Source organism: Sphingobacterium bovisgrunnientis, assembly GCF_009829085.1.
In the GTDB taxonomy this organism is placed as follows: domain Bacteria; phylum Bacteroidota; class Bacteroidia; order Sphingobacteriales; family Sphingobacteriaceae; genus Sphingobacterium; species Sphingobacterium bovisgrunnientis.
Genome location: NZ_WUQY01000012.1, coordinates 25,968 through 48,134 on the forward strand (window position 1 = coordinate 25,968; position 22,167 = coordinate 48,134).

22 protein-coding genes are annotated in these 22,167 nt (G+C 36.5%); 15 read left to right on the forward strand and 7 right to left on the reverse strand.

The annotated features are described in order from the left end of the window. Positions 1 to 133 precede the first annotated feature (133 nt). From aspS to GOQ16_RS07695, 3 genes are all read left to right on the forward strand, one after another. The gene (gene aspS, locus GOQ16_RS07685) at positions 134 to 1,888 is read left to right on the forward strand and encodes an aspartate--tRNA ligase (RefSeq protein ID WP_160068754.1); all 1,755 of its coding nucleotides are present in this window, start codon (positions 134 to 136) and stop codon (positions 1,886 to 1,888) included. Between the two features lie 160 nt (positions 1,889 to 2,048). Then, the gene (locus tag GOQ16_RS07690; protein ID WP_160068755.1) at positions 2,049 to 2,294 is read left to right on the forward strand and encodes a hypothetical protein; all 246 of its coding nucleotides are present in this window, start codon (positions 2,049 to 2,051) and stop codon (positions 2,292 to 2,294) included. Between the two features lie 142 nt (positions 2,295 to 2,436). After that, the gene (locus GOQ16_RS07695) at positions 2,437 to 3,828 is read left to right on the forward strand and encodes a LutB/LldF family L-lactate oxidation iron-sulfur protein (protein ID WP_160068756.1); all 1,392 of its coding nucleotides are present in this window, start codon (positions 2,437 to 2,439) and stop codon (positions 3,826 to 3,828) included. Between the two features lie 131 nt (positions 3,829 to 3,959). Here the strand turns inward: GOQ16_RS07695 and serS are convergent, their stop codons facing one another. Beyond that, positions 3,960 to 5,231: a serine--tRNA ligase gene (serS, locus tag GOQ16_RS07700; RefSeq protein WP_160068757.1), complete on the reverse strand. Its 1,272-nt coding sequence runs from the start codon at positions 5,229 to 5,231 to the stop codon at positions 3,960 to 3,962. Between the two features lie 225 nt (positions 5,232 to 5,456). Here serS and rsmI point away from each other — a divergent pair, with 225 nt between their 5' ends. The 4 genes from rsmI to GOQ16_RS07720 are packed head-to-tail and all read left to right on the forward strand — an operon-like array spanning position 5,457 to position 9,693. After that, positions 5,457 to 6,122: a 16S rRNA (cytidine(1402)-2'-O)-methyltransferase gene (gene rsmI, locus GOQ16_RS07705; protein WP_160068758.1), complete on the forward strand. Its 666-nt coding sequence runs from the start codon at positions 5,457 to 5,459 to the stop codon at positions 6,120 to 6,122. Positions 6,123 to 6,152: 30 nt separating this feature from the next. Then, positions 6,153 to 6,905 carry a PH domain-containing protein gene (locus tag GOQ16_RS07710; RefSeq protein WP_160068759.1) on the forward strand — a complete coding sequence of 251 codons (753 nt, stop codon included), beginning with the start codon at positions 6,153 to 6,155 and terminating at the stop codon, positions 6,903 to 6,905. 8 nt (positions 6,906 to 6,913) lie between these two features. Then, a complete protein-coding gene (gene lnt, locus GOQ16_RS07715; RefSeq protein ID WP_160068760.1) occupies positions 6,914 to 8,524 on the forward strand; it encodes an apolipoprotein N-acyltransferase in 1,611 nt (536 codons plus the stop codon). 35 nt (positions 8,525 to 8,559) lie between these two features. After that, positions 8,560 to 9,693: a cysteine desulfurase family protein gene (locus GOQ16_RS07720; protein WP_160068761.1), complete on the forward strand. Its 1,134-nt coding sequence runs from the start codon at positions 8,560 to 8,562 to the stop codon at positions 9,691 to 9,693. A 48-nt stretch (positions 9,694 to 9,741) separates the two neighbouring features. Here the strand turns inward: GOQ16_RS07720 and GOQ16_RS07725 are convergent, their stop codons facing one another. Both GOQ16_RS07725 and GOQ16_RS07730 read right to left on the reverse strand, forming a co-directional pair. Next, the gene (locus tag GOQ16_RS07725; RefSeq protein ID WP_160068762.1) at positions 9,742 to 10,158 is read right to left on the reverse strand and encodes a copper resistance protein NlpE; all 417 of its coding nucleotides are present in this window, start codon (positions 10,156 to 10,158) and stop codon (positions 9,742 to 9,744) included. A gap of 62 nt (positions 10,159 to 10,220) precedes the next feature. Next, positions 10,221 to 10,553: a tetratricopeptide repeat protein gene (locus GOQ16_RS07730; protein ID WP_160068763.1), complete on the reverse strand. Its 333-nt coding sequence runs from the start codon at positions 10,551 to 10,553 to the stop codon at positions 10,221 to 10,223. Positions 10,554 to 10,693: 140 nt separating this feature from the next. Here GOQ16_RS07730 and GOQ16_RS07735 point away from each other — a divergent pair, with 140 nt between their 5' ends. The 4 genes from GOQ16_RS07735 (at position 10,694) to GOQ16_RS07750 (ending at position 14,544) form a co-directional block, all read left to right on the forward strand. Continuing rightward, positions 10,694 to 11,434: an electron transfer flavoprotein subunit beta/FixA family protein gene (locus GOQ16_RS07735; RefSeq protein WP_160068764.1), complete on the forward strand. Its 741-nt coding sequence runs from the start codon at positions 10,694 to 10,696 to the stop codon at positions 11,432 to 11,434. A 20-nt stretch (positions 11,435 to 11,454) separates the two neighbouring features. Continuing rightward, positions 11,455 to 12,429, forward strand: coding sequence for an electron transfer flavoprotein subunit alpha/FixB family protein (locus tag GOQ16_RS07740; protein ID WP_160068765.1), 975 nt, complete (start codon positions 11,455 to 11,457; stop codon positions 12,427 to 12,429). 102 nt (positions 12,430 to 12,531) lie between these two features. Further along, positions 12,532 to 13,158 (forward strand): bifunctional nuclease family protein, encoded by a 627-nt coding sequence (locus tag GOQ16_RS07745; RefSeq protein WP_160068766.1) that lies wholly within the window; start codon positions 12,532 to 12,534, stop codon positions 13,156 to 13,158. A 9-nt stretch (positions 13,159 to 13,167) separates the two neighbouring features. Further along, a complete protein-coding gene (locus tag GOQ16_RS07750; protein ID WP_160068767.1) occupies positions 13,168 to 14,544 on the forward strand; it encodes a nucleoside permease in 1,377 nt (458 codons plus the stop codon). A 55-nt stretch (positions 14,545 to 14,599) separates the two neighbouring features. Here the strand turns inward: GOQ16_RS07750 and GOQ16_RS07755 are convergent, their stop codons facing one another. Continuing rightward, the gene (locus GOQ16_RS07755; protein WP_160068768.1) at positions 14,600 to 15,019 is read right to left on the reverse strand and encodes a hypothetical protein; all 420 of its coding nucleotides are present in this window, start codon (positions 15,017 to 15,019) and stop codon (positions 14,600 to 14,602) included. A gap of 192 nt (positions 15,020 to 15,211) precedes the next feature. Continuing rightward, positions 15,212 to 15,763 carry a C40 family peptidase gene (locus GOQ16_RS07760; RefSeq protein ID WP_160068769.1) on the reverse strand — a complete coding sequence of 184 codons (552 nt, stop codon included), beginning with the start codon at positions 15,761 to 15,763 and terminating at the stop codon, positions 15,212 to 15,214. Between the two features lie 85 nt (positions 15,764 to 15,848). Here GOQ16_RS07760 and GOQ16_RS07765 point away from each other — a divergent pair, with 85 nt between their 5' ends. Then, positions 15,849 to 16,745, forward strand: a complete 897-nt coding sequence (locus GOQ16_RS07765; RefSeq protein ID WP_160068770.1) for an EamA family transporter — start codon at positions 15,849 to 15,851, stop codon at positions 16,743 to 16,745. Between the two features lie 55 nt (positions 16,746 to 16,800). Here the strand turns inward: GOQ16_RS07765 and GOQ16_RS07770 are convergent, their stop codons facing one another. After that, positions 16,801 to 18,690 (reverse strand): vWA domain-containing protein, encoded by a 1,890-nt coding sequence (locus tag GOQ16_RS07770; protein WP_160068771.1) that lies wholly within the window; start codon positions 18,688 to 18,690, stop codon positions 16,801 to 16,803. Between the two features lie 86 nt (positions 18,691 to 18,776). Here GOQ16_RS07770 and GOQ16_RS07775 point away from each other — a divergent pair, with 86 nt between their 5' ends. Then, complete coding sequence (locus tag GOQ16_RS07775; protein ID WP_160068772.1) at positions 18,777 to 19,346, forward strand: RNA polymerase sigma factor; 570 nt, start codon at positions 18,777 to 18,779, stop codon at positions 19,344 to 19,346. Next, positions 19,339 to 20,529 (forward strand): hypothetical protein, encoded by a 1,191-nt coding sequence (locus GOQ16_RS07780; protein ID WP_160068773.1) that lies wholly within the window; start codon positions 19,339 to 19,341, stop codon positions 20,527 to 20,529. The genes GOQ16_RS07775 and GOQ16_RS07780 overlap by 8 nt, the downstream gene beginning before the upstream one ends. A gap of 26 nt (positions 20,530 to 20,555) precedes the next feature. On the opposite strand, the gene GOQ16_RS07785 is transcribed toward GOQ16_RS07780, so the two are convergent. Then, positions 20,556 to 21,419, reverse strand: coding sequence for an energy transducer TonB (locus GOQ16_RS07785; protein ID WP_160068774.1), 864 nt, complete (start codon positions 21,417 to 21,419; stop codon positions 20,556 to 20,558). Positions 21,420 to 21,731: 312 nt separating this feature from the next. On the opposite strand from GOQ16_RS07785, the gene GOQ16_RS07790 reads away from it, so the two are divergent. Beyond that, positions 21,732 to 22,145 (forward strand): HYC_CC_PP family protein, encoded by a 414-nt coding sequence (locus tag GOQ16_RS07790; protein WP_498365960.1) that lies wholly within the window; start codon positions 21,732 to 21,734, stop codon positions 22,143 to 22,145. The last annotated feature ends 22 nt before the right edge of the window (positions 22,146 to 22,167 follow it).

A 22,167-nucleotide genomic window follows, 5' to 3' on the forward strand; every position in this document is an offset into this window, starting at 1 on the left:
AGTGGTAGGACATTATTCACAGTAGAAAATCAGTATTTTGAGTAGTCATTTAGTCAATTTTATTTCTACGAATGCATTCGTTATTCTCCTTCAAAACCGATAATTTTGCAGGATATATTTTCTACTTAATACTATGTATAGAAGTCAAAATTGCGGCGAACTTCGAATCGCTGATGTAAATAAGGAAGTAACACTTGCTGGTTGGGTACAAAAATCACGTGACAAAGGTTTTATGATTTGGGTGGATCTACGAGATCGTTATGGTATCACACAATTAATCTTTGATGAGGCACGTACAGAAGCTGCTGTAATGCAATTAGCTAAATCTTTAGGTCGTGAGTTTGTAATCCAAGTAAAAGGGACAGTAATCGAACGCGAATCTAAAAACAATAATATTCCGACAGGTGAAATTGAGGTTTTAGTTACAGAATTAACTATTCTTAACGAAGCTCAGCTTCCTCCATTCACAATTGAAGACGAAACTGATGGTGGTGAAGATATTCGTATGAAATATCGTTACCTAGACATCCGTCGTAATCCTGTAAAAAATAGCTTATTGTTCCGTCACAAAGTGGCTCAAGAAGTTCGTAACTACTTATCAAATCTTGATTTCTGTGAAGTAGAAACACCTTACTTAATTAAATCTACTCCTGAAGGTGCTCGTGATTTTGTGGTTCCTTCACGTATGAATCCAGGTCAATTTTATGCGTTGCCACAATCTCCGCAAACATTTAAACAATTGCTAATGGTAGCGGGTATGGACCGTTATTTCCAAATTGTAAAATGTTTCCGTGATGAAGATTTACGTGCAGATCGTCAACCTGAATTCACGCAAATCGACTGCGAGATGTCTTTCATCGAACAAGAAGACATTTTGAATGTATTTGAAGGCTTGACACGTCACCTATTAAAGAAAATCCACAATATCGATATTGAAAAATTCCCACGCATGACTTTTGATGAGGCAATGCGTACATATGGGAACGACAAACCAGATATTCGTTTTGGTATGAAATTCGGCGAATTAAATGCTATTGCTCAACACAAAGATTTTCCAGTATTTAATTCAGCAGAATTAGTAGTAGGTATTGCTGTACCAGGCGCAGCTACTTATACGCGTAAAGAAATCGATGCTTTAATTGATTGGGTAAAACGCCCACAAGTAGGCGCATCAGGTATGGTTTACGTAAAATGCGAAGCAAATGGCCAATACAAATCTTCAGTAGACAAATTCTACGATCAAGATGATTTAGCAAAATGGGCTGAAGCTACTGGCGCTCAGGAAGGCGATTTAATTTTAGTATTATCTGGCCCTGCTAACAAAACTAGAGCACAACTTTCTGCTTTGCGTATGGAATTGGGTAATCGTATGGGTTTACGTAAATCAGATGAATTCGCTCCACTTTGGGTGGTAGACTTCCCATTATTAGAGTGGGATGAGGATTCTGAAAGATTCCACGCAATGCACCATCCATTCACTTCTCCAAAACCTGAAGATATGCACCTATTGGATACAGATCCAGGAAAAGTACGCGCAAACGCGTATGATTTAGTATTGAATGGCAATGAAATTGGTGGTGGTTCTATCCGTATCCACGATAAAGAAATGCAAGCTTTGATGTTCAAAAATTTAGGTTTTACTCCTGAGCAAGCGCAAGATCAATTTGGTTTCTTGATGAATGCTTTCCAATATGGGGCACCTCCACATGGTGGATTAGCTTTTGGTTTAGACCGTTTAGTAGCTATCTTAGGTGGTCAAGAGACTATTCGTGATTTCATAGCTTTCCCGAAAAACAATTCAGGACGCGATGTAATGATTGACGCTCCAGCCCCAGTTGATCAGGCGCAATTAGAAGAATTAAGTTTAGCGCTAGCTTTAAAAGGCTAATAGCCTAAATCAAATAATATGAAACGGGTGAACTCAAATAGTTCACCCGTTTTTTGTTGCTGGCACTTATTTATTAAATTTCAAAAAACAGGATTTTCACCCTTTTTCATACCCCTATATATCACTAATTTTAAATCACTAACCCTAATATTTTATTATTATGAAAAAGAAAAACCTAAGTAAGAACATAAATATTATTTGTGTTTTACTATTTGGAATTATGTGTTTCCCAAGTTGCACCCCCAGAGAAGAGGAGAGTAAACTATCAGGCAGCTATGAGAAAAATTTATCTCATACAAAGAAGGTACTCTCCTGTATAATGAATATTCCAAGACAAATAATGAGATACTTACTAAATTCAGAAATGGCGAACCAGATTCGCGGTGCAAGAAATGCTTATCCATAAAAAATATAGTGCGAAATCAAACCTTCAAGAGTTTCCATTTTATTAAATATAAATACAATAATTAAATTTTTTAGGGCTATATTTAAAAGTTGGTTAGCATATAACCAGCTTTTATTTTTGTAGGAGAATTAGTAGAGTTAGCATGGCGCAAAATATCGAAAATAAGTTTTTAAAAGACAGTTCAGCCAAATCATTTGATCTTAAACACCGAGAGATTATATCTAATAATATTGATAAATATAACGTGGCTTTCGAAAAGGGAAAGAGTAAGTTTTTCGATTTAGAAAACTCTAAAAAGAAAGCGAATCTAATTAAATGGCGTACTATTGAGAACTTAGATAAATATTTGGTTGACTTTGAAGCTAATTTTACGGCAAATGGCGGAAAAGTAATTTGGGCTGATAATGCGGAAGAAGCGCAACAAGAGATTTGGAAAATTTTCGAAAAGCACAATGCCAAATCGGTAATTAAATCCAAATCTATGGCTACCGAAGAAATTGAATTGAATCATTTCTTAGGAAAAAAAGGCATTGAACCAATAGAAAGTGACTTAGGTGAATATATCATTCAACAATTGGATCATAAGCCCTATCACTTCGTGACGCCCGCCATGCACCTCAGCTTAGAAGAAATAGCCAAACTTTTCCATGAGAAATTCGAAACCCCGTTAGATGCTACTGCTGAACAATTAACGATGAAAGCGCGCGAGCTGCTACGTGAAAAATATACAACAGCTGAAATTGGAATTTCTGGGGCAAATTTCCTCGTAGCGGATACAGGTAGTATTGCCATTACTGAAAATGAAGGAAACGCGCGCTTGACAACCACATTTCCAAAAGTCCATATTGCCGTAGTGGGTATAGAAAAGGTAATTCCAACCATGATGGATTTGGATTTGTTTTGGCCATTATTGGCTTCCCATGGAACAGGTCAAAACCTTACAGTTTATAATACTTTGCTGTGTGGCCCAAGACAAGAAGGAGAAACAGATGGCCCGGAAGAAATGTATGTCGTACTTTTAAACAATGGTCGCACAAATGTCTTAGAGAAAAAAGATCAGCGACAAGGATTATATTGCATACGCTGTGGCGCTTGTCTTAATGCCTGCCCTATTTACCAAAATATAGGAGGTCACACGTATGAAACGACTTACCAAGGACCTATAGGCTCTTTAATATCGCCTCACCTTAACGGAATGAAAGAATTTAAACACCTTTCATATGCTTCTAGTCTATGTGGAAAGTGTACAGAAGTTTGCCCTGTAAATATTGATATCCAAAAAATGCTTTTGCTAAATAGACGCGATTCTGTACAAGAGAACCTATCTCCTGCTTCCGAACAACGCCTGTGGAAAGGTTTTACTTTTGGTGTGAAGAAGAGAAAATGGATTGATTTCTTTGGCGGAAAGTTTAAAAATTTCTTAATGCGTAATTTCTTCAAGAAAGCTTGGGGCGAAAACCGTGATTTACCTCAATTTCCAGATAAATCTTTCTCGAAACAATATAAAGAGCAACAAAAGAATAAGGATAAATAAAAGGCAATGGCTTGTCATTTTGAAGATTGGAGAAATCTAAAAAGTTTCACGAGATGCTCATTCCATCTAAGATGATATAAAAAAATGGCTACAGAATTATGTAGCCATTTTCAATATATCTAACATTGATTTTAGTCAATATATTCAAAACCTGTGTAAGGCACCAATGCGGTAGGAATTTTGATTCCCTTATCAGATTGGTTGTTTTCTAAAATAGAAGCTACAATACGTGGCAATGCCAAAGCAGAACCATTCAACGTATGTGCTAATTGCATCTTACCATCCGCATTTTTGAAACGTACTTTCAAGCGATTTGATTGGAATGTCTCAAAGTTAGATACCGAAGACACTTCTAACCAACGTTCTTGTGCTGCTGAATACACTTCCATATCGTACGTTAGCGCTGAAGTGAAACTCATATCACCACCACACAAACGCAATACACGGTATGGCAATTCTAATTTTTGCAACAAACCTTGTACGTACTGGCTCATTTCTTCCAATACTTCGTACGATTTATCTGGGTGTACGATTTGCACCGCTTCTACCTTATCGAATTGGTGAAGACGATTCAACCCACGTACGTGCGCACCATATGAACCCGCCTCACGACGGAAACATGGCGTATATGCACAATGTCTGATTGGGAATTGTTCCTCTTTCACAATCACATCACGATACAAGTTTGTCACTGGTACTTCTGCAGTAGGAATCAAATACAAATCATCATTCGTTACATGGTACATCTGCCCCTCTTTATCGGGCAATTGTCCCGTCGCAAAAGCTGAAGCTTCATTTACCATTATCGGGACCTGCACCTCAGTATATCCTGCTTCGGCAGCTTGATCCAGGAAAAAGTTAATCAACGCACGTTGTAAACGCGCACCTTTTCCTTTATAAACCGGGAAACCAGCACCTGTAACTTTTACCCCCAATTCTAAATCAACTATATCATATTTTGTCAACAATTCCCAATGTGGTACTTTACTATCTGCTAGAGTGGGAATTTCACCATGTGTCAACACGACTTCATTATCCTCAGCAGAAACCCCTAGAGGAACTGATGTATGTGGCAAATTTGGCAATTGCACAATTTTCTCCTGCAATGCAGATTCTACTTCAGCCAATTTGTCTAAGAATTGTTTTTGTTGCTCTTTATATCCGGACGATTTTGCTTTGATCGCTTCAGCTTCTTCTTTCTTACCTTGACGCATCAAATCACCGATTTGCTTAGCGGATGAATTTGCTTCTGCAGCAATAGCGTCAGATTCACTTTGAATCTTGCGGCGCTGTTCATCCAAGCTAATGATTTCGTCAACCAAAGCTACATCTTTGAAATTCTTAACGGCTAATCTCTCAACAACCGTATCCCTGTTATCACGGATATAATTTAACTGCAACATATTATTTTGAGTTTATGGGCACAAAGATAAGAAACTGAGGCAGACAATCCATTAAAATTTGCCACAAAACAATTCTAAACAGCTTGTAGCAAATCACAGTAATAGACCGTTCTTATAACAGAATAAATTTTTCCATTACAGCTTTCCTAAAGACTTAGACGCCCTGTTTAAGTCTTTTTTTATCACATCGTTTTGCAACTATCTTATATTACGTACCTTTGATGTATGCTATATTTAGTCCCTACGCCAATCGGCAATTTGGAAGATATGACTTTCCGTGCGATACGCATTTTAAAAGAATCAGATTTGATTTTGGCAGAAGATACGCGTACAAGTGCGCCTATGCTTAAGCATTTTGGCATCGAGAAGAAAGTATTTGCGCATCACCAGCATAATGAACACAAGGCTGTCTCTGAGATCATCAAATTTTTGAAAGAAGGACAAACTATTTCCTTGATTTCGGATGCAGGTACACCTGCAATATCAGATCCTGGTTTTCTATTGGTGCGTGAAGCCATTAAAGAAGGACTAGAAGTACAATGTTTGCCTGGCGCAACCGCTTTTGTTCCTGCGTTAGTTAATTCTGGATTACCGAATGATAGGTTTTGTTTTGAAGGTTTTCTTCCTGTGAAAAAAGGTCGTCAAACCCGAATGAAACAACTTGCTGATGAAAAAAGAACAATGATTTTTTATGAATCCCCGCATCGAATCTTAAAAACCATTGAAGAATTCATAACCTACTTTGGGGAAGAACGACAAGCTTCTATTTCCAGAGAATTGAGTAAATTGTACGAAGAAAATGTAAGGGGAACTTTAGCGGATCTAAAATTACATTTTGAAAACAATGCGATTAAGGGAGAATTTGTATTTTGTGTAGCAGGGTCAGAATAAATAAACAAGAATTTAACTTATCACTTTACTATGAGCTTAGATAAATTTGTACAAGATGGTCAAGATCCAAAAGTGATCGAGAAAATATACACTAAGATTTCAACGATGTTGAATCAAGATGAAGTGGTTAGCTATATTGCTTTACAGAAAAAACCAGCTGTAACTTTATTGCCGGACAGTATTGCGATTAGTAACAAACGTATATTCTTGTGTGAATTCACAAAATTGGGTTTGGCAACAAATTTTGAAATATTTGATTGGAAAGATATTAAAGATATCGCTTTCAAAGAAGAAATATTTGGTTCAAAAGTAACTGTTATCCCATTTACGAGTGAAAATCTGAGCATAGATTATATCCCCAAAACGCAAGCGCGACGTTTGTATCAGCTTATCAAAGAAGTTTTGGAAGAAATAAAATCAAGTCCAAAGAAGACTGAGCCAAAGCCAGTTGTTGAAACACAGCCATCAATTTCAAAACCAGTCGTTCCAGTTCGTGATATTTATGGCGAAAAAGTTGAAGAAACTACACTTCCAAAATTCGAAGAACAGCCAAAAATTATCGAAATCGAGCAGCCTCCTGTTGTGATACAAGACCACACGTATACTGCGCCTGTGAATCAAACTTATCAAACTCCAATTTACACTCCGCCAGCTGCTGAGGTAGAAGAAGTCGAAGATGAATTGACGTTAAAACTAAAGAAACTGAAAAATCTTTACGATAAGCAGTTGATTTCGCAAGCGGAATACGAAAATAAAAAAGCAGAAATTCTAGCACAGTTATAATATAGCACGTGAAACAAAATTATTTACTGGCACTTTTAAGTGCCTTTATTCTTTGGTTAGGATGGCCTCCTATCCCCTATAGTAGCCTACTTCTTTTGGTGGGTTTTGTTCCTTTATTGGTAGCAGTTGAAAATATTATTCGTGGCGATCTTGCGAAAAAAGGAACTAAAATATTCTGGACATCGTTTCTGACAGGATTTGTATGGAACACAGCTTCAATATATTGGGTATTTAATTCATTGAATGCCGTATTGCCATCTTGGGTATCACTTCTAATATCCCTCATCCCATTCGGACTGGCACCATTACTTATGGCAACTGTATTTCGAATGTATTACGAACTTCGTAAAAAACAATCTGTTTTAATATCTTTTGTAGGCCTAGTATCACTATGGATTGGCTACGAATACTTACACCAGACATGGGATTTAGCATTTCCATGGATGACGCTAGGAAACGGATTCGCAAATTTTCATCAAATTATTCAATGGTACAGCGTGACGGGAGTTTATGGCGGTACATTATGGATATGGATTGTGAATATTTTGGCTTTCTTATTTTATTGGCAATACAAACACAAGGTACAAGCATATTCGCAGAAGATTATTCTTTCATTAGGAATTGGTTACATCGCCTTGCCGATTTTAATTTCGGCAATTCAATATTACAGCTACGAAGAACCTATTAATCCTTCGGAAATAGTCGTTGTACAGCCTAATATTGATCCTTACCAAAAGTTTGGATCCATTTCTCCAGCCGAACAATTGGAAAATTTGATTACGCTTTCGAAAAGTGTCGCGAAGCCCAATACCGAGTTTTTTGTTTGGCCAGAAACAGCCATTTCCGAACGCGGAGGTATTAACGAAGAAGATTTTAGACAATACCCGTCTTATACAAGAATTGTGAATTTCTTAGGCGAATACCATAACGGAAATGTATTATCAGGAATCGAAAGTTACAGAATTTATCAAGATAAACAGACCAACACTTCACGACCATTTGGGGCGAGTTATGTAGATAGCTTCAATGGTTCGACCTTAATAGATGGCTCAAGTATTTTACAATATTACCATAAATCAAAACTTGTTCCTGGTGTAGAACAATTGCCATTTGGCGATTGGTTGGCTTTTATGACACCATTGTTCGATCATTTTGGTGGCACAACAGGAGGTTATGGTAAAGATGCAGAGCCGAAAGTGTTATATTCTCAAAGTGGAATAGGTGCAGCACCAACAATTTGTTACGAGTCCATTTGGGGTGATTATGTTGCAGAATATGTAAAAAATGGTGCGCAATTTATCGCTGTAATGACTAACGATGGTTGGTGGAAAAATACTTCGGGCAAAGACCAACACATGGCTTATGCAAAACTTCGCGCTATAGAAAATAGACGTTGGGTAGCACGCTCCGCAAATACAGGAATTTCTGGCTTTATAAATCAAAAAGGTGATATCGTACAGCATACGGAATGGTGGGTACCCACTGCGTTGTCGCAAGAAATTAATTTAAACGACGAAAAGACATTTTATACAAAAAATGGAGATTTGATTGTATATTTCGGGTTATTTGGTAGTTTATTGTCATTTCTTCTGTTGATTATTTCGAAATACAAAAAATAATTCGAAAACTTTTTTCAAATGCCTAATTTTGCCGAATGCACATATATCTAGATAACGCCGCTACCACTCCTTTAGACCCAGAAGTAATTGAAGTAATGGTAGAAACCATGAAAAATGAATATGGAAACCCTTCATCAATTCATGCTCATGGTCGTCAGGCTAAAACTATAGTTGAAAAAGCAAGAAAGACTATTGCCAATCTTCTACATGCTTCACCAGCAGAAATTTTCTTTACTTCAGGTGGTACAGAAGCAGATAATATGGCTATCGTTCGTTCGATTGAGGCATACGGCATTACTCACGCGATTACCACTCCTATAGAACACCATGCGGTTTTGCATACACTGGAAGAATTAGCAAAGAATGACAAGATTCAGTTGGATTTGTTACGCTTAGATGAACAAGGAAATATTGACTTAAATCAGCTGGAGGAATTGTTGGCGAAAAATCCACGCAGTTTAGTCTCCATAATGCATGCTAATAACGAACTCGGCAATCTTACAGACATCAAAAGAGTTTCTGAAATCTGCCAGCAATACAATGCTATTTTCCATTCGGATACGGTACAAACAATGGGACACTATAAGCATGATTTGTCTGAGCTCAAAATTGATTTTATCACCGGAGCTGGTCATAAATTCCACGGTCCAAAAGGCGTAGGATTTTTATATATTAATGGCAATAACAAAATAAGACCACTAATTTTCGGTGGTGCACAAGAACGCAATATGCGTGGTGGCACGGAGAATGTGTATGGAATTGTCGGACTCGCAAAAGCTCTGGAAATTGCTTACCGCGAAATGGATGAGCATCATGCCTATATTCAAGGATTGAAAAGCTATATGATTGACGCACTAAAAACAGCAATTCCGACAATACAATTTAATGGAAATCTTGATCCAGCTAATTCCTTGTATACTGTACTAAATGTTTCCTTACCTTGTACAGATATGAGCGATATGTTGTTATTCAATCTGGATATTTTTGGTATTTCCGCTTCTGGCGGTAGCGCTTGTAGCTCGGGTTCAGACATCGGATCCCATGTTTTACGTGGAATTAATGCCAATCCAGATAGACCATCGGTCAGATTCTCATTTAGTAAGAATAATACAAAAGAAGAAATTGATACCGTAGTCGCGAAGTTGAAAGAAATTTGCGAACACAATTAACAACACAGGGCTGAAAAATTTCAACCCTGTGTTGTTATATACTTAAATTTATCGGATTCGTAACAATTGATACTTCTCAGCTAGATCTCCTTTGATTTCGTTGCCAGCAAGATCAAGTTGAATCAAATAGTCCGGATTTATTTTATACTGATAATCAACACCTTCCAGGGTCAGCATATTTTTTTTGATCGACCACTCCCCTTCTTTTATAAATTGATCTTCGGATTTGCCTTCATACATGTAACGTAAAACATAGGAGTTATCCTTATGCAATTCGAGCATTGTATTTATCGCCTCACAATCAACGCAAGGTAAATCACCACTGTAATATCCAGCCAAATTAGCTGATAAAACCTCCATGCTTTCAGTTTTATCCTTTGCCGCGACAGACTTCTGATTGTTGACACAGCTAAGAGCAACAGCTATCAGAATAAGCAAAAACGATATAGATAACAACCAACGCATAATGTTTTAAGCTATTCAAAAAGAATACCAAAACACTGGTTATTAATTTTTTTTCTTAAAATTTAACAATCTTCGTCGTCATCCATCCCAAGTAACATATTCAAAGCCCCCATCAATTCTCCTTTAGCATGGTTATTGCGCATTTTTGTAGCCACTAAAATACCCTTTTTATAAACTTCTTCTGCTTTTTCCGATTCCCCTAATTTTTCCAAGAATTTTCCAAAATGATAATAGCTACCAACATAGTCAGGAAAATTAGTTAGCATATTCTCAAAGCCCGCACGTGTTCTGGCAGTATCATCACCTTTTAGGAATTCCATGGTCAAAGCATAATGTAAGAACGGATCTTGTGGGCTTTCACGCAAAAACTCTTCTAACTGTTCAATTCGATTCATACTACAAAAATAAACTATATCAACACAAAAGAACATATTCTACAAAATAATTTCCTATGCTTGCATAGTAAATTAAAATTATTTGTCTATATTTGATAAGCAAGCATAACTACATAAACTTAATTCAAAACCTTATAAACATGAAAATATTAGTTTGTATAAGTAATGTTCCAGATACTACATCTAAAATTACATTTACGAATAACAATTCTGAATTTAATTCAGCGGGAGTCCAATATATCATAAACCCTTACGATGAAATTGCTTTGGCAAAAGCAATAGAACTTACAAACTCAGGTGCAAACGGGACTGTAACGGTGATCACTGTGGGCGAAGTCTCTACCGAACCAACGATTCGTAAAGCATTGGCTATTGGCGCGGATAATGCAGTTCGAATAAATACAAATCCAGCTGACGCGTGGTTTGTGGCTAATCAAATTGCCGATTATGCCAAAAAGCATTCTTTTGATTTGATATTAACAGGACGTGAATCCATAGATTACAATGGTTCTCAAGTTGCCGCAATGGTTGCTGAACTTTTGAGTTTACCCTCGGTATCTATTGCTAAAGGATTAAACATTGAAGGAAGTCAAGCTAGTATAGAACGTGAGATTGAGGGGGGGAAAGAAGTTGTCTCTGCATCATTACCCTTAGTAGTGGGTACGGCAGAAGGGGTTGCTGAACCGAAAATTCCAAATATGCGTGGTATTATGGCAGCACGAACAAAACCTTTGGAAGTCGTTGAACCTATTGAAGTCAAACCATTGACTAAAATCAATAATTACAGCACACCGATAGCGCGAGGAAACGTAAAATTGATCGACGAAAACAACATTAATGAGTTAGTGAATCTATTACACAGCGAAGCTAAAGTTATCTAACATAGAATAAAGAAAAGATTATGTCAGTTTTAGTATACATAGAAAATACAGAAGGGCAACTAAAGAAGTCTGCTTTTGAAGTGGCAACATACGGGAAAGACATTGCTACACAATTAGGCACAGAAGCTATAGGTATCACAATTGGGGATATTCCTCAAGAGGAATTGAGCAAATTGGGCGCTTATGGTATTTCTAAAATATTACATGTATCCAATGACGATTTAAAATCATTTGTTAATCAAGCCTACGCGGCTATCATTGCATCCGCAGCGAAGCAACAAAATGCTAATGTGGTAGTACTTTCCAACACTTTTAGTGGGAAAGGATTGGCACCGCGTATAGCGACCAAACTGGAAGCAGGTTTAGTATCTGGAGCAGCGACTATTCCGACGATTTCGGGTGATACATTTGAAATTAAGAAAACTGCATTTTCAAATAAAGCTATTGCAAACATCATTGTAGAGTCAGCCGTAAAAGTGATAACGGTAAATCCAAATGGCTATGCAGCAAAAGAGATTGGCGGCTCTGCACAGGTTGAGAATTTTTCTGCACCTGTAGAAGCATCGGATTTTGGAACAATTGTAAAAGATATTGTTCGTGCAACAGATAAGATATCACTTCCCGAAGCAGAAATCGTTGTGTCAGCAGGCCGTGGAATGAAAGGACCAGAAAATTGGGCAATGGTTGAAGAATTAGCGGAAGTATTAGGGGCAGCTACAGCTTGTTCAAAACCCGTTTCTGATGCAGGTTGGCGACCACATTCGGAGCATGTCGGTCAGACAGGAATCGTCGTAAGTCCAAATTTATACATTGCAATAGGCATTTCAGGCGCTATTCAACATTTGGCTGGTGTTAGTTCATCGAAAACTATTGTGGTCATCAACAAAGATCCGGAAGCACCATTCTTTAAGGTCGCTGATTACGGAATCGTAGGCGATGCTTTCGTCATAGTTCCGAAATTGATAGAAGCGTTAAAAGCATATAAAGGAAACTAAACAAAATCATATCTATAATTAAGGTAGTACGTACAAAAAATGCGCGTGCTACTTTTTTTTTGGCATTAATATTCACATCTTTGTATCATTGAAGGTGTTCGGATGAAGAAACTTAAGTTAGATATTGTTGGCTTATCGTATAGCCAAACACAATCAGGAGCATACGCACTTGTCTTGGGCGAAATAAATGGCAACAGACGCCTTCCTATCATCATTGGTAGTTTTGAGGCGCAGGCTATCGCGGTGGAAATCGAAAAGATGACACCTAGTCGTCCACTTACGCACGACCTTTTCAAATCATTTTCTGAAACTTTTAATATTAGCATTGACGAAGTTTTGATTTACAACTTAGTAGATGGAATTTTCTTTGCGAAATTAATTTGTAGCCAAGGGAATGAAACACATGAAATCGACGCACGCACTTCCGATGCTGTGGCTTTGGCAGTTAGATTTGAGTGTCCAATCTACACGTATGATTTCATCATGTCGTCTGCAGGAATCGTTATCGAAAGTAATGATTTCGCTTTTTTAGAAAATTTGAGTTCCGCTAACACTTCAGAAGTAACAACACCATCTCCAAAAAAAGAGTTCGAAAAGCCAAAAGAGGTTTCTCCTTATGCCTCGTTGACATTAGAACAACTGGAAAGTACACTAGAAAAAGCAATTGCAAACGAGCAATACGAAGTCGCAGCAAAGATCCGCGACGAAATAGAAAAAAGAAAATCATAAAATAACACTATGTCTATCAAGTTAAGACTCACCATCATGAACTTCCTACAGTTCTTTGTTTGGGGAGCATGGTTAATTACAATAGCCAACTATTGGTTTGGGACTAAAAATTGGGATGGTACCCAGTTTGGAACCATATTCGCAACAATGGGGATTGCATCACTCTTTATGCCGACTATCATTGGTATAATAGCCGACCGCTGGATCAATGCGGAAAAACTTTATTCCTGTTTACATTTTCTATATGCCCTGTGCTTGATTTATTTGGCTAGAGTCGAAGATCCAAACACATTTTTCTATGTTATGCTTGCAGCCATGTGTTGCTACATGCCGACATTAGCACTTTCCAACTCCATCGCTTACTCTTCCCTCACAGCAGCAAAATATGATTTAATTAAAGCCTTTCCTCCAGTTCGTGTTTGGGGTACTGTCGGTTTCATAGCTGCTATGTGGATTACGAATCTTTCTGGAAATAAAGCGACAGAGTTTCAATTTTACATTGCCGCAGCAGGATCTATCACGCTGGCATTATACTCACTATTTGTGATTCCAAAATGTCCACCGCAGCGTTTAATAAAGGAAAATTCTAAATGGACAGAACTTTTAGGTTTGGAAGCTTTCAAATTATTCGCCAATTACAAAATGGCGTTATTCTTTATCTTCTCCATGTTTTTAGGTGCAGCATTGCAATTGACGAATGCATATGGAGATGTATTTTTAAGTGAATTTTCTTTTTACCCGAAATATGCCAACTCACTTGTAGTAGAAGGTTCAACAATTATTATGTCGATTTCTCAAATATCCGAAACCTTATTTATTCTGGCTATCCCATTTTTCTTGAAAAGATTTGGAATTCGTAATGTAATGTTATTTGCGATGGTGGCTTGGGTATTGCGATTTGGATTATTTGCCTTCGGCAATCCTTCTGACGGACTTTGGATGATTATTTTATCTTGCGTAGTCTATGGTTTAGCATTTGATTTCTTTAATATCTCTGGCTCACTTTTCGTAGAAAGTTCTACAGATTCTAAAATCAGATCATCTGCGCAAGGCTTATTTATGATGATGACCAACGGTTTTGGTGCTGTATTTGGCTCAATTTCTTCAGGTTGGTTGATCGATAAATATTTTACACAAGGATTCAGCAATGTGAATGACTTGGCAAAACGCTTAGAAACAACAGTAGATAATTCTAAATTTTTGGAGTTTATAAACAGTAAAGGCATTAGCATCAACGATGGGATTTTCAACGAAGTACTTTATTTAAAGGATTGGCATAACATCTGGTTGACATTTGCAGGATATACATTATTAATAGTAATTGCCTTTGCAATCCTATTCAAACACAAACACAATCCACAAGAAGTGGATAATATTACACATTAAAACAATAAAGGGGAAATCAGCTGATTTCCCCTTTATTGTTTTATAAATGTATTCTTTATTGTCTCGCTTGTGCTTCTGCTATCATGGTGATTACTGCATCTATTGTAGATTTAGCAGCATCTTTCATCTTTTGCGTGCCGGCATAATCGGCGTCCAGGACAACTTCTTTAGATTTTTCTTTATACGTATATTTCAAGATATAACGTGGTACATTTTTACCTTCATCTGCATTTGCTCTTGGTGTAGTCATATCATCATCCACATTCCAAAATCCCAATTCCATCGCTTTGCGGTGCAAGTATAGCAAATCATCCTTTCTAAATTTCACTGTATCTTTTATCACTTTATCATCTTTTGTCAAAAATTGATATTCAGCAGTTTTAGAATCATATTTATTCAACATTTCATCCGGTGTACCAAAAGTCAATTCGATAGATTCAAAATCTGAAAAACGATAAGGCGCATTTTTAATCATCGAAGAGTAATAAACCCAACAATAAATAATAAATGGAACAATAATACAAATGGCTAAAAAGATTCTTTTTGATTTACTAGTCATGACTTAATTAAAATATGCTGGCAAAAATACACAAATTGTCTTCACTATTAATGTATTCGTAGATTATGTACTTACAATTGACATTTGTATTACTTCCGTCAACTCTAATTATAATTCAGGTGTGCCGCAGCGTGTAAAATATTTGTAATACCAAGGATCTTTCAGATTAGAAATTACGACACCTTGTTTGGTGGAAACATGTACAAATTTGTCATTGTGTAAATAAATGCCAACATGATCTATCGTTTTACCTCCAAACGAAAAAAACACCAAATCGCCTTCTTTTAACTGGTCATCATATTTCCGCTTAATCACTTCTTCCATATCACGCGAACTACGCGGTAAGTTTTTTCCATATACTTGTTGATATACCATTCCTACAAAACCCGAGCAGTCAATTCCTGATTTGGTCTGCCCACCCAAACGATGCGGACTTCCCATCCATTCATCCACAAACTCGTAAAGTGAAGTATTTAAAAATTTTGGATTGGTGCCCAATAAATCTGCATAATATTGTTTAACATCAGCTTTCTTGCCAGAATTAGATCTTTCAATTGTTGTTTTATTTGCTGTTGTAACAGAAGATTTCCGCTTTATTCCACAAGAGTTTAAGAACAACAACACACAGATCAGCAGTATAAGTATTTGAATTTGTCTCATAATAATAGTCTAAAATACCAAAACAAAATGAAACAACTGAAACAGCTAATTCTTTTTATCCGTATGAGTTAGGTATTTTTGCAAGATGAAACAATTTCAAGGCGCTCTAGCTGTTTTCATTGGCGCAGCAAGTTTTGGCGTATTATCTACTTTTGTAAAAAAAGCCTATGCTGCAGGTTTTTCCTTGGGTGAAGTAACGGGTGTGCAAGCCATGTTGGGGATGATAATATTGTGGACAATTTTCATGATGATGAAAATTGGAAAAGTTGATTTTTCAAATTATCCGCGTAAAACTCCCTTTTGGAAAATCATAATTTCAGGAATTTCGACTGGTGTGGTGAGTGTGCTATATTACAAATGTGTACAACTTGTTCCCGCTTCTATTGCCATCGTATTATTGATGCAATTTATTTGGATAGGCGCTTTAATTAATTTCATTGTTTTTAAACAAAGACCATCCAGAAAGCAAAGCATTGGAATTATCCTGATTTTGATTGCTACATTATTTGCTACTGGTGCCCTTGAGTCTTCGATTCACGATATTTCTGTAGTAGGAATTGCTTATGGACTATTTGCTGCTTTGGCGTATGCCATATTTTTGATGGTAAATGGAAAAGTTGGAAACGATTATCCACCTGTACAGAAAAGTGCATTGATGGTCACAGGAGCTTTTTTAATGATTTTAGTTTTATTACAACCGATAACATTATTTCAACCCGATATTGACACACAAATCTATAAATATGGGATTTTGTTAGCGTTGTTCGGCACCGTTCTACCTCCATTTCTATTTGCTTATGGCATGCCAAAAATCGATTTGGCATTGGGTTCAATTTTAAGCGCAGTCGAATTACCTGTAGCTGTTGCTATGTCCTACTTCATATTGCATGAAAATGTGTCCCTATTGCAATGGCTCGGTGTTGGATTTATTCTTGTTGTAGTCGTGTGGACCAATTATAAGAAGAAAACTAACACACTCTAAAAAGAAAATGTCATGCTTAACTTTGTTCAGCATGACATTTTTGAATCACTATATTTTACTTCTGCACCAAATCATTACTTTTCATTAAAGCTTTTGCATTTTCTGCTATTTTGATAAATTCAGCACGATAACCTTCATCATCCTGTCCTTTACTTGCTTTCGCACGTTTGATAAGAGAATCAAAATTCGCTTGCTGTTTGTATGAAGAATTACGCAACAACATCCCCAACTCTGCTACCGCTGTAGCAAAATTGAAATCCGCACTCATGGGTTTGACAGCATTGTGCAATACAACATCCTCTTGCAATTTTGATTTTTCTCCTTGAGGATCTTTGTACCGGAACTTCACAGTAGCTAATTCAGCAGAAGAATTAGAAATCGATTTTGATTTATTTTCTTGGTATTTCAATGGATCAACATTTCCAATCTCATCAGATTTGACACCAGTCGGAATGATATCATAAATAGCTGTCACCACATGTCCCACACCCATATCGCCACCTACTTTTTTATCATTGTTGAAATCTTCCGCAGCCATCATTCTATTTTCATAACCTACCAAACGGTAATATTGTACATACTTCGGGTTGAACTCCACTTGAATTTTAACATCTTTTGCAACCGTAAACATTGTTCCGCCAAATTCTGAAATCATAGCTTTGCGCGCTTCCGAAATATCATTGATATAAGCATAGTTTCCACGACCTTTATTAGCCAAAAGTTCCAATTTACTATCTTTATAATTCCCCATGCCATAACCCAGGATAGAAATATTTACACCCGATTCGCGTTCTCTCTCAATCAATTTTTCCATGTCCGAATCACTGGATGCACCCACGTTAAAGTCTCCATCCGTAGCCATGACGATTCTATTGTTTCCTTCCGAAAGAAAATTTTTACGTGCTATGGAATACGCCATTTTCATTCCATCACCACCAGCAGTGCCCCCGCCAGCTTCCAAACCGTCGATGATTTCTTTAATTTTCATCTTACTACCACCAGAAGTACTTTCCAAGCGAACTGTTGCATTTCCTGCATAGGTTACGATTGCAACTTTATCCTTATCGCGAAGCTGATCCACCAACAATTTTAAAGATGATTTTACCAAAGGCAATTTATTCGAATCATACATCGATCCCGAAACATCAATCAAAAACACAAAATTCGATGCTGGTAAATTATCCTTCGGAATATCTTTAGCCTTTAACGAAATGCGCAAAAGCTGGTGTTTACTATTCCAAGGCGAAGGAGACAATTCCGTTTTAATAGCTACTGGATTATTTCCTTCTGGCGAAGGCATATCGTATTGAAAATAATTAATCATTTCTTCTACACGAATAGCGTCCACAGGAGGCAAAGTTCCGGAGTTCAAAAATCTTTTTACATTATTGTAAGAAGCTACATCCACATCTGCTGCGAATGTTGAAAGTGCTTCCTTGTTCGGACTGACAAAACTATTTTCCACAAAACCTTTATAAGATTCTGTATTTTGCTCTACTCTGCCTATTCCTCTAATCATTAAATTACTCCCACTTACGTTCTTATTGTTACTAACGGTCAAACCTGCTACATTTCCTTGTACATAACTAGCTGATCCCACTAAAGTTTCCTTTTTTTGAGTACCATATCCTACAACCACGACTTCATCCATCGTATTAGCTATTGGTTCAAGAGATATCTTAATTATTTTTTCATTTTTAACGATATGCTCAAAAGTATTATAGCCTAAAAATTGAAAACGTAACGTATCACCTTTGAAAGATGAGATTGAAAACTCACCCTTTTCATTGGTTTGGACATTTTTATTCTTACTTGACTGCACGGATACACCAGCGATAGAATTTTTGGAATCTTTATCAATTACAATACCTTTGATTTCGATCAAACTTTGGCCATTTGCTACTATAGCAAATAGAACCATACATAATATTAGTAGCCTTTTCATATTAAATCCTTATTTAATTTTCCTAACGGATGCAGAAAAAATGAAATTTCCATAATCAAGAAAAAAAAATTATTTTCACCCCGATTATGAAGCTAAATGACTCATCCCCTTCTTTAGAATCTGATGAATCTTTGTTGACAAAATATTTGTCCACGGAAGATTTAGCGGTTTTGGGTGAGTTATATGCACGACATAGTGAGATGGTGTATTATGTTTGCTTACGTTATTTCAAAGAAGAAGAAAAAAGTAAAGATGCTGTAATGCAACTTTTCGAGCAACTCATAGTCAAAGTAAAAAAACAGGATATTCAAGATTTCCCGAAATGGCTTTATGTGGTAGCCAAGAATTTTTGCTTGATGGAATTGCGCGCGCGCAAAAATAAAATTGAAGTTTCTACATCGGAATTTGTGGAATTTCCACATAATTTGCATCCACAAGAAAACTATGCGGAAAAAGAGGAACGATTATCGCAGTTGGAAAGCTGTATAGAGAAGCTTCCCGAAAAGCAACGCATTAGCATTGATTTGTTTTTTATCAATCAAAAATGTTATAAAGAAGTCGTTGAAATTACTGGTTTCTCGATGAATGATGTAAAAAGTTATATTCAAAACGGAAAAAGAAATTTAAAGAATTGCATGGAAAAAGCAGATGAGTAAATTCAGTTCAAATATCGATTATTTGCGTCAATATGTAAATGGCGAACTCTCTCCTACCCAAATGTATGAGATTGAACGTGCTATGCATACAGATGAGATGCTAATGGATATCATTGAAGGATTAGAAATAGAGAAAGCGCTGAAATCTGCAAATCCCGCGCGTGATTTACAAGCGAAAATTAAATCTCGCACAGCAAAGAAGAAAGAATTCAAGATTTTTAATATTCGAAAGTTAACTGTTGCTGCTTCGGTTATTGGACTTTTAGCTGCTGGTGCACTATACTTTTTAAAACCTGAGCCGCATGTAGAGCTTGCTCAAACAGCTCCGGAAATAGTGCCTTTAGAAAATAAAATTACAGAAAACCTAATACCTGATTCATCGCAAATTGCATATTCTGATGATTCCCATTCGGAGGAAATTAGTAGCGCAGCTCCTCCAACCATCAAAAGAGAGAAAACTGCATCTAAAAAAGAGACCCCTTCACCAAAAAAAATAATGGCTTATTCTGCTAAACCAAAATTGGAAGTCATTATTGAAGGACCCAGATATCTAAAAAAACAAGACGAAGAGATCATCCAAATTGCAGGCAAGAGTGACATCACAGCATTTCAAACAGAAGTTTTGAATGCTAGAGTAGGCTCCTCTAGTCAAAAGCCGATAACGTCAAATTCTATAGTAAAAACTCAAGCCGACTTACAAAGACTCGATCTCGACCCTCAGACAAAGGCAAATCTTACAGCTATATTAGCTCGTCAGGCGCAAGACAATAAAGTCGAAGTAAAAGAAAAACAAACGGAAAGTACTATTAGCGATGTTTTAATAAGTGGGAATACATTAGCAAATAAAGCTAGTGCAGATTCACGTATTATATCTAGCAAGGAGACTTTTGAAACTATAATATCAAAACCTATTCAAAATGGTAATCCGATTATTGGTTGGGCAAAATTTAATACATATATAAAAGAGCAACTCAACAAAAAAGGTTTAACGTCGTATAAAGCGAACATATCGTTTTCTCTTGATGCCTCACTAAAACCAACTCTTATTGAAATTAAATCATCATCCGATAAAATAATAAATCAACACATCAGAGAAATATTAATGAATGGTCCAACTTGGGAAAATAAAGATCCTAACCATCCTATTTTTATTCGAATAAATTCTGAAGAAGTTTATAAATAAAACTTCTTCAGAATTAAATATTGACTTTATTGTAAACTAAGACGAATTGGAAGAGAGAAAGTAACACGTACAGGTCTTCCATTTTGAATACCTGGATTCCATTTTTTTGCTTTCTGCAACAACCTCACAGCTTCCTTACCTGTACCATACCCCATATCGCGCAATACCTCAATGGAACTTAAGCTCCCATCTTTTTCTACTACAAACTTGACTTGAATAAGTCCTTTTACATCATTTTCTAACGCAGCTTGTGTAAAAATATAATTCGCTGCAATCCACTGTATAAATGCAGGCATACCTTCTTTCGGTTCAGGCATTATCTCTACCGTGGTAAAAGTCCCGCTCGCATCTTCTCCATCTTCATCCGCTATAGATCGACCGATAGATCCACCTTCTTGCTTGTGTGTACTAAAAGTCCCTCTAGCAATTAGTTCTCCCCCCTTCTGCCCTTTGGCATTAAAAGATGAAAGTAATTTTTGCTTATCAAGCACTTCCTTTTCCTCTGTAATATCTTCCTTAACATTGGATTTATCAGTCGGATTGATCTCAGTGAATTTGATTAGATCCTTCGCCGAAACATCCTTTGCGACTTGCTGTACTTTCGCCTCTTCTTGCTTAACTTCGACGATTTCTTCTTTCAAAATAGTCTCAGGCTCAATCATGACAGTTGGTGAAAATGTGTTGTCCAATGTTAATGAGCTTTTCTCCTCTTTATCGATAAAAGATAAACCACACAAGCCACCTACGACTGTAACAACAACGAGCAAAGCTATATTAGTCGCTTTTCCAGACATCTGTCTCAATTGATAAGCGCCGTATTCTTTATTTCGATTGGCAAATACTATATCCATCCAATCTTTAGAATAAATCGATGATTTGAAAAACACCATGATAGTAACAATTAAGGTTATAAATTTGTTATATATCAATATGATGTCAGAGCGCGTATTATTCCATAAAAAAACTCTAGCCTAAGCTAGAGTTTCTATTGTTTTTTAAATTTCTAGTGTAATTTGGAAATTACCTTAGAATAGACTTTAACAAGCGCAAAACCAGCAATTCCTAGTCCTAGCATTCCTATTACAGCCACATTTGGATCATCGAATAAGTGTATCATAATTCATCGGTTTCAAGAATTCTAATATAGAAAAATATATAATTTAATGAAAGAAATAAATTTAATTTTTATTAAGTTTGTCGCAATGAGACTACTTATTTATTTTGTGTGCATAATATTCACCTTTGTATCCTTAGGTGGTAATATTTATTTGCATCAATGTAAAGAAGCGACTATGCTTAGTCTCTATAATCAAATAGACACAGAAAGCTGTCCTTTCTGCGAGAAACACCACAAATCAGCCGCTGAGAAGGATGAACATTGTGCGGGAGAATGTAAAGATTCGGTTCTAGATATCAATAAATTAACCGACAAAAACTTCAACACAAAGCAAGTTTCTTTTGTACACTTTTCACCAGCAATCACGCCATTATTGTGGATTGTTAACTTTATTATTCCCGTACAAGATTATAATAAACAGCAGCAAACTGAATTATTTTATTCTTATACGGATTCATCTCCACCCATATATATCCAAAATCGGATTTTTAGAATTTAGAATTTTCTATTATTAACATAAT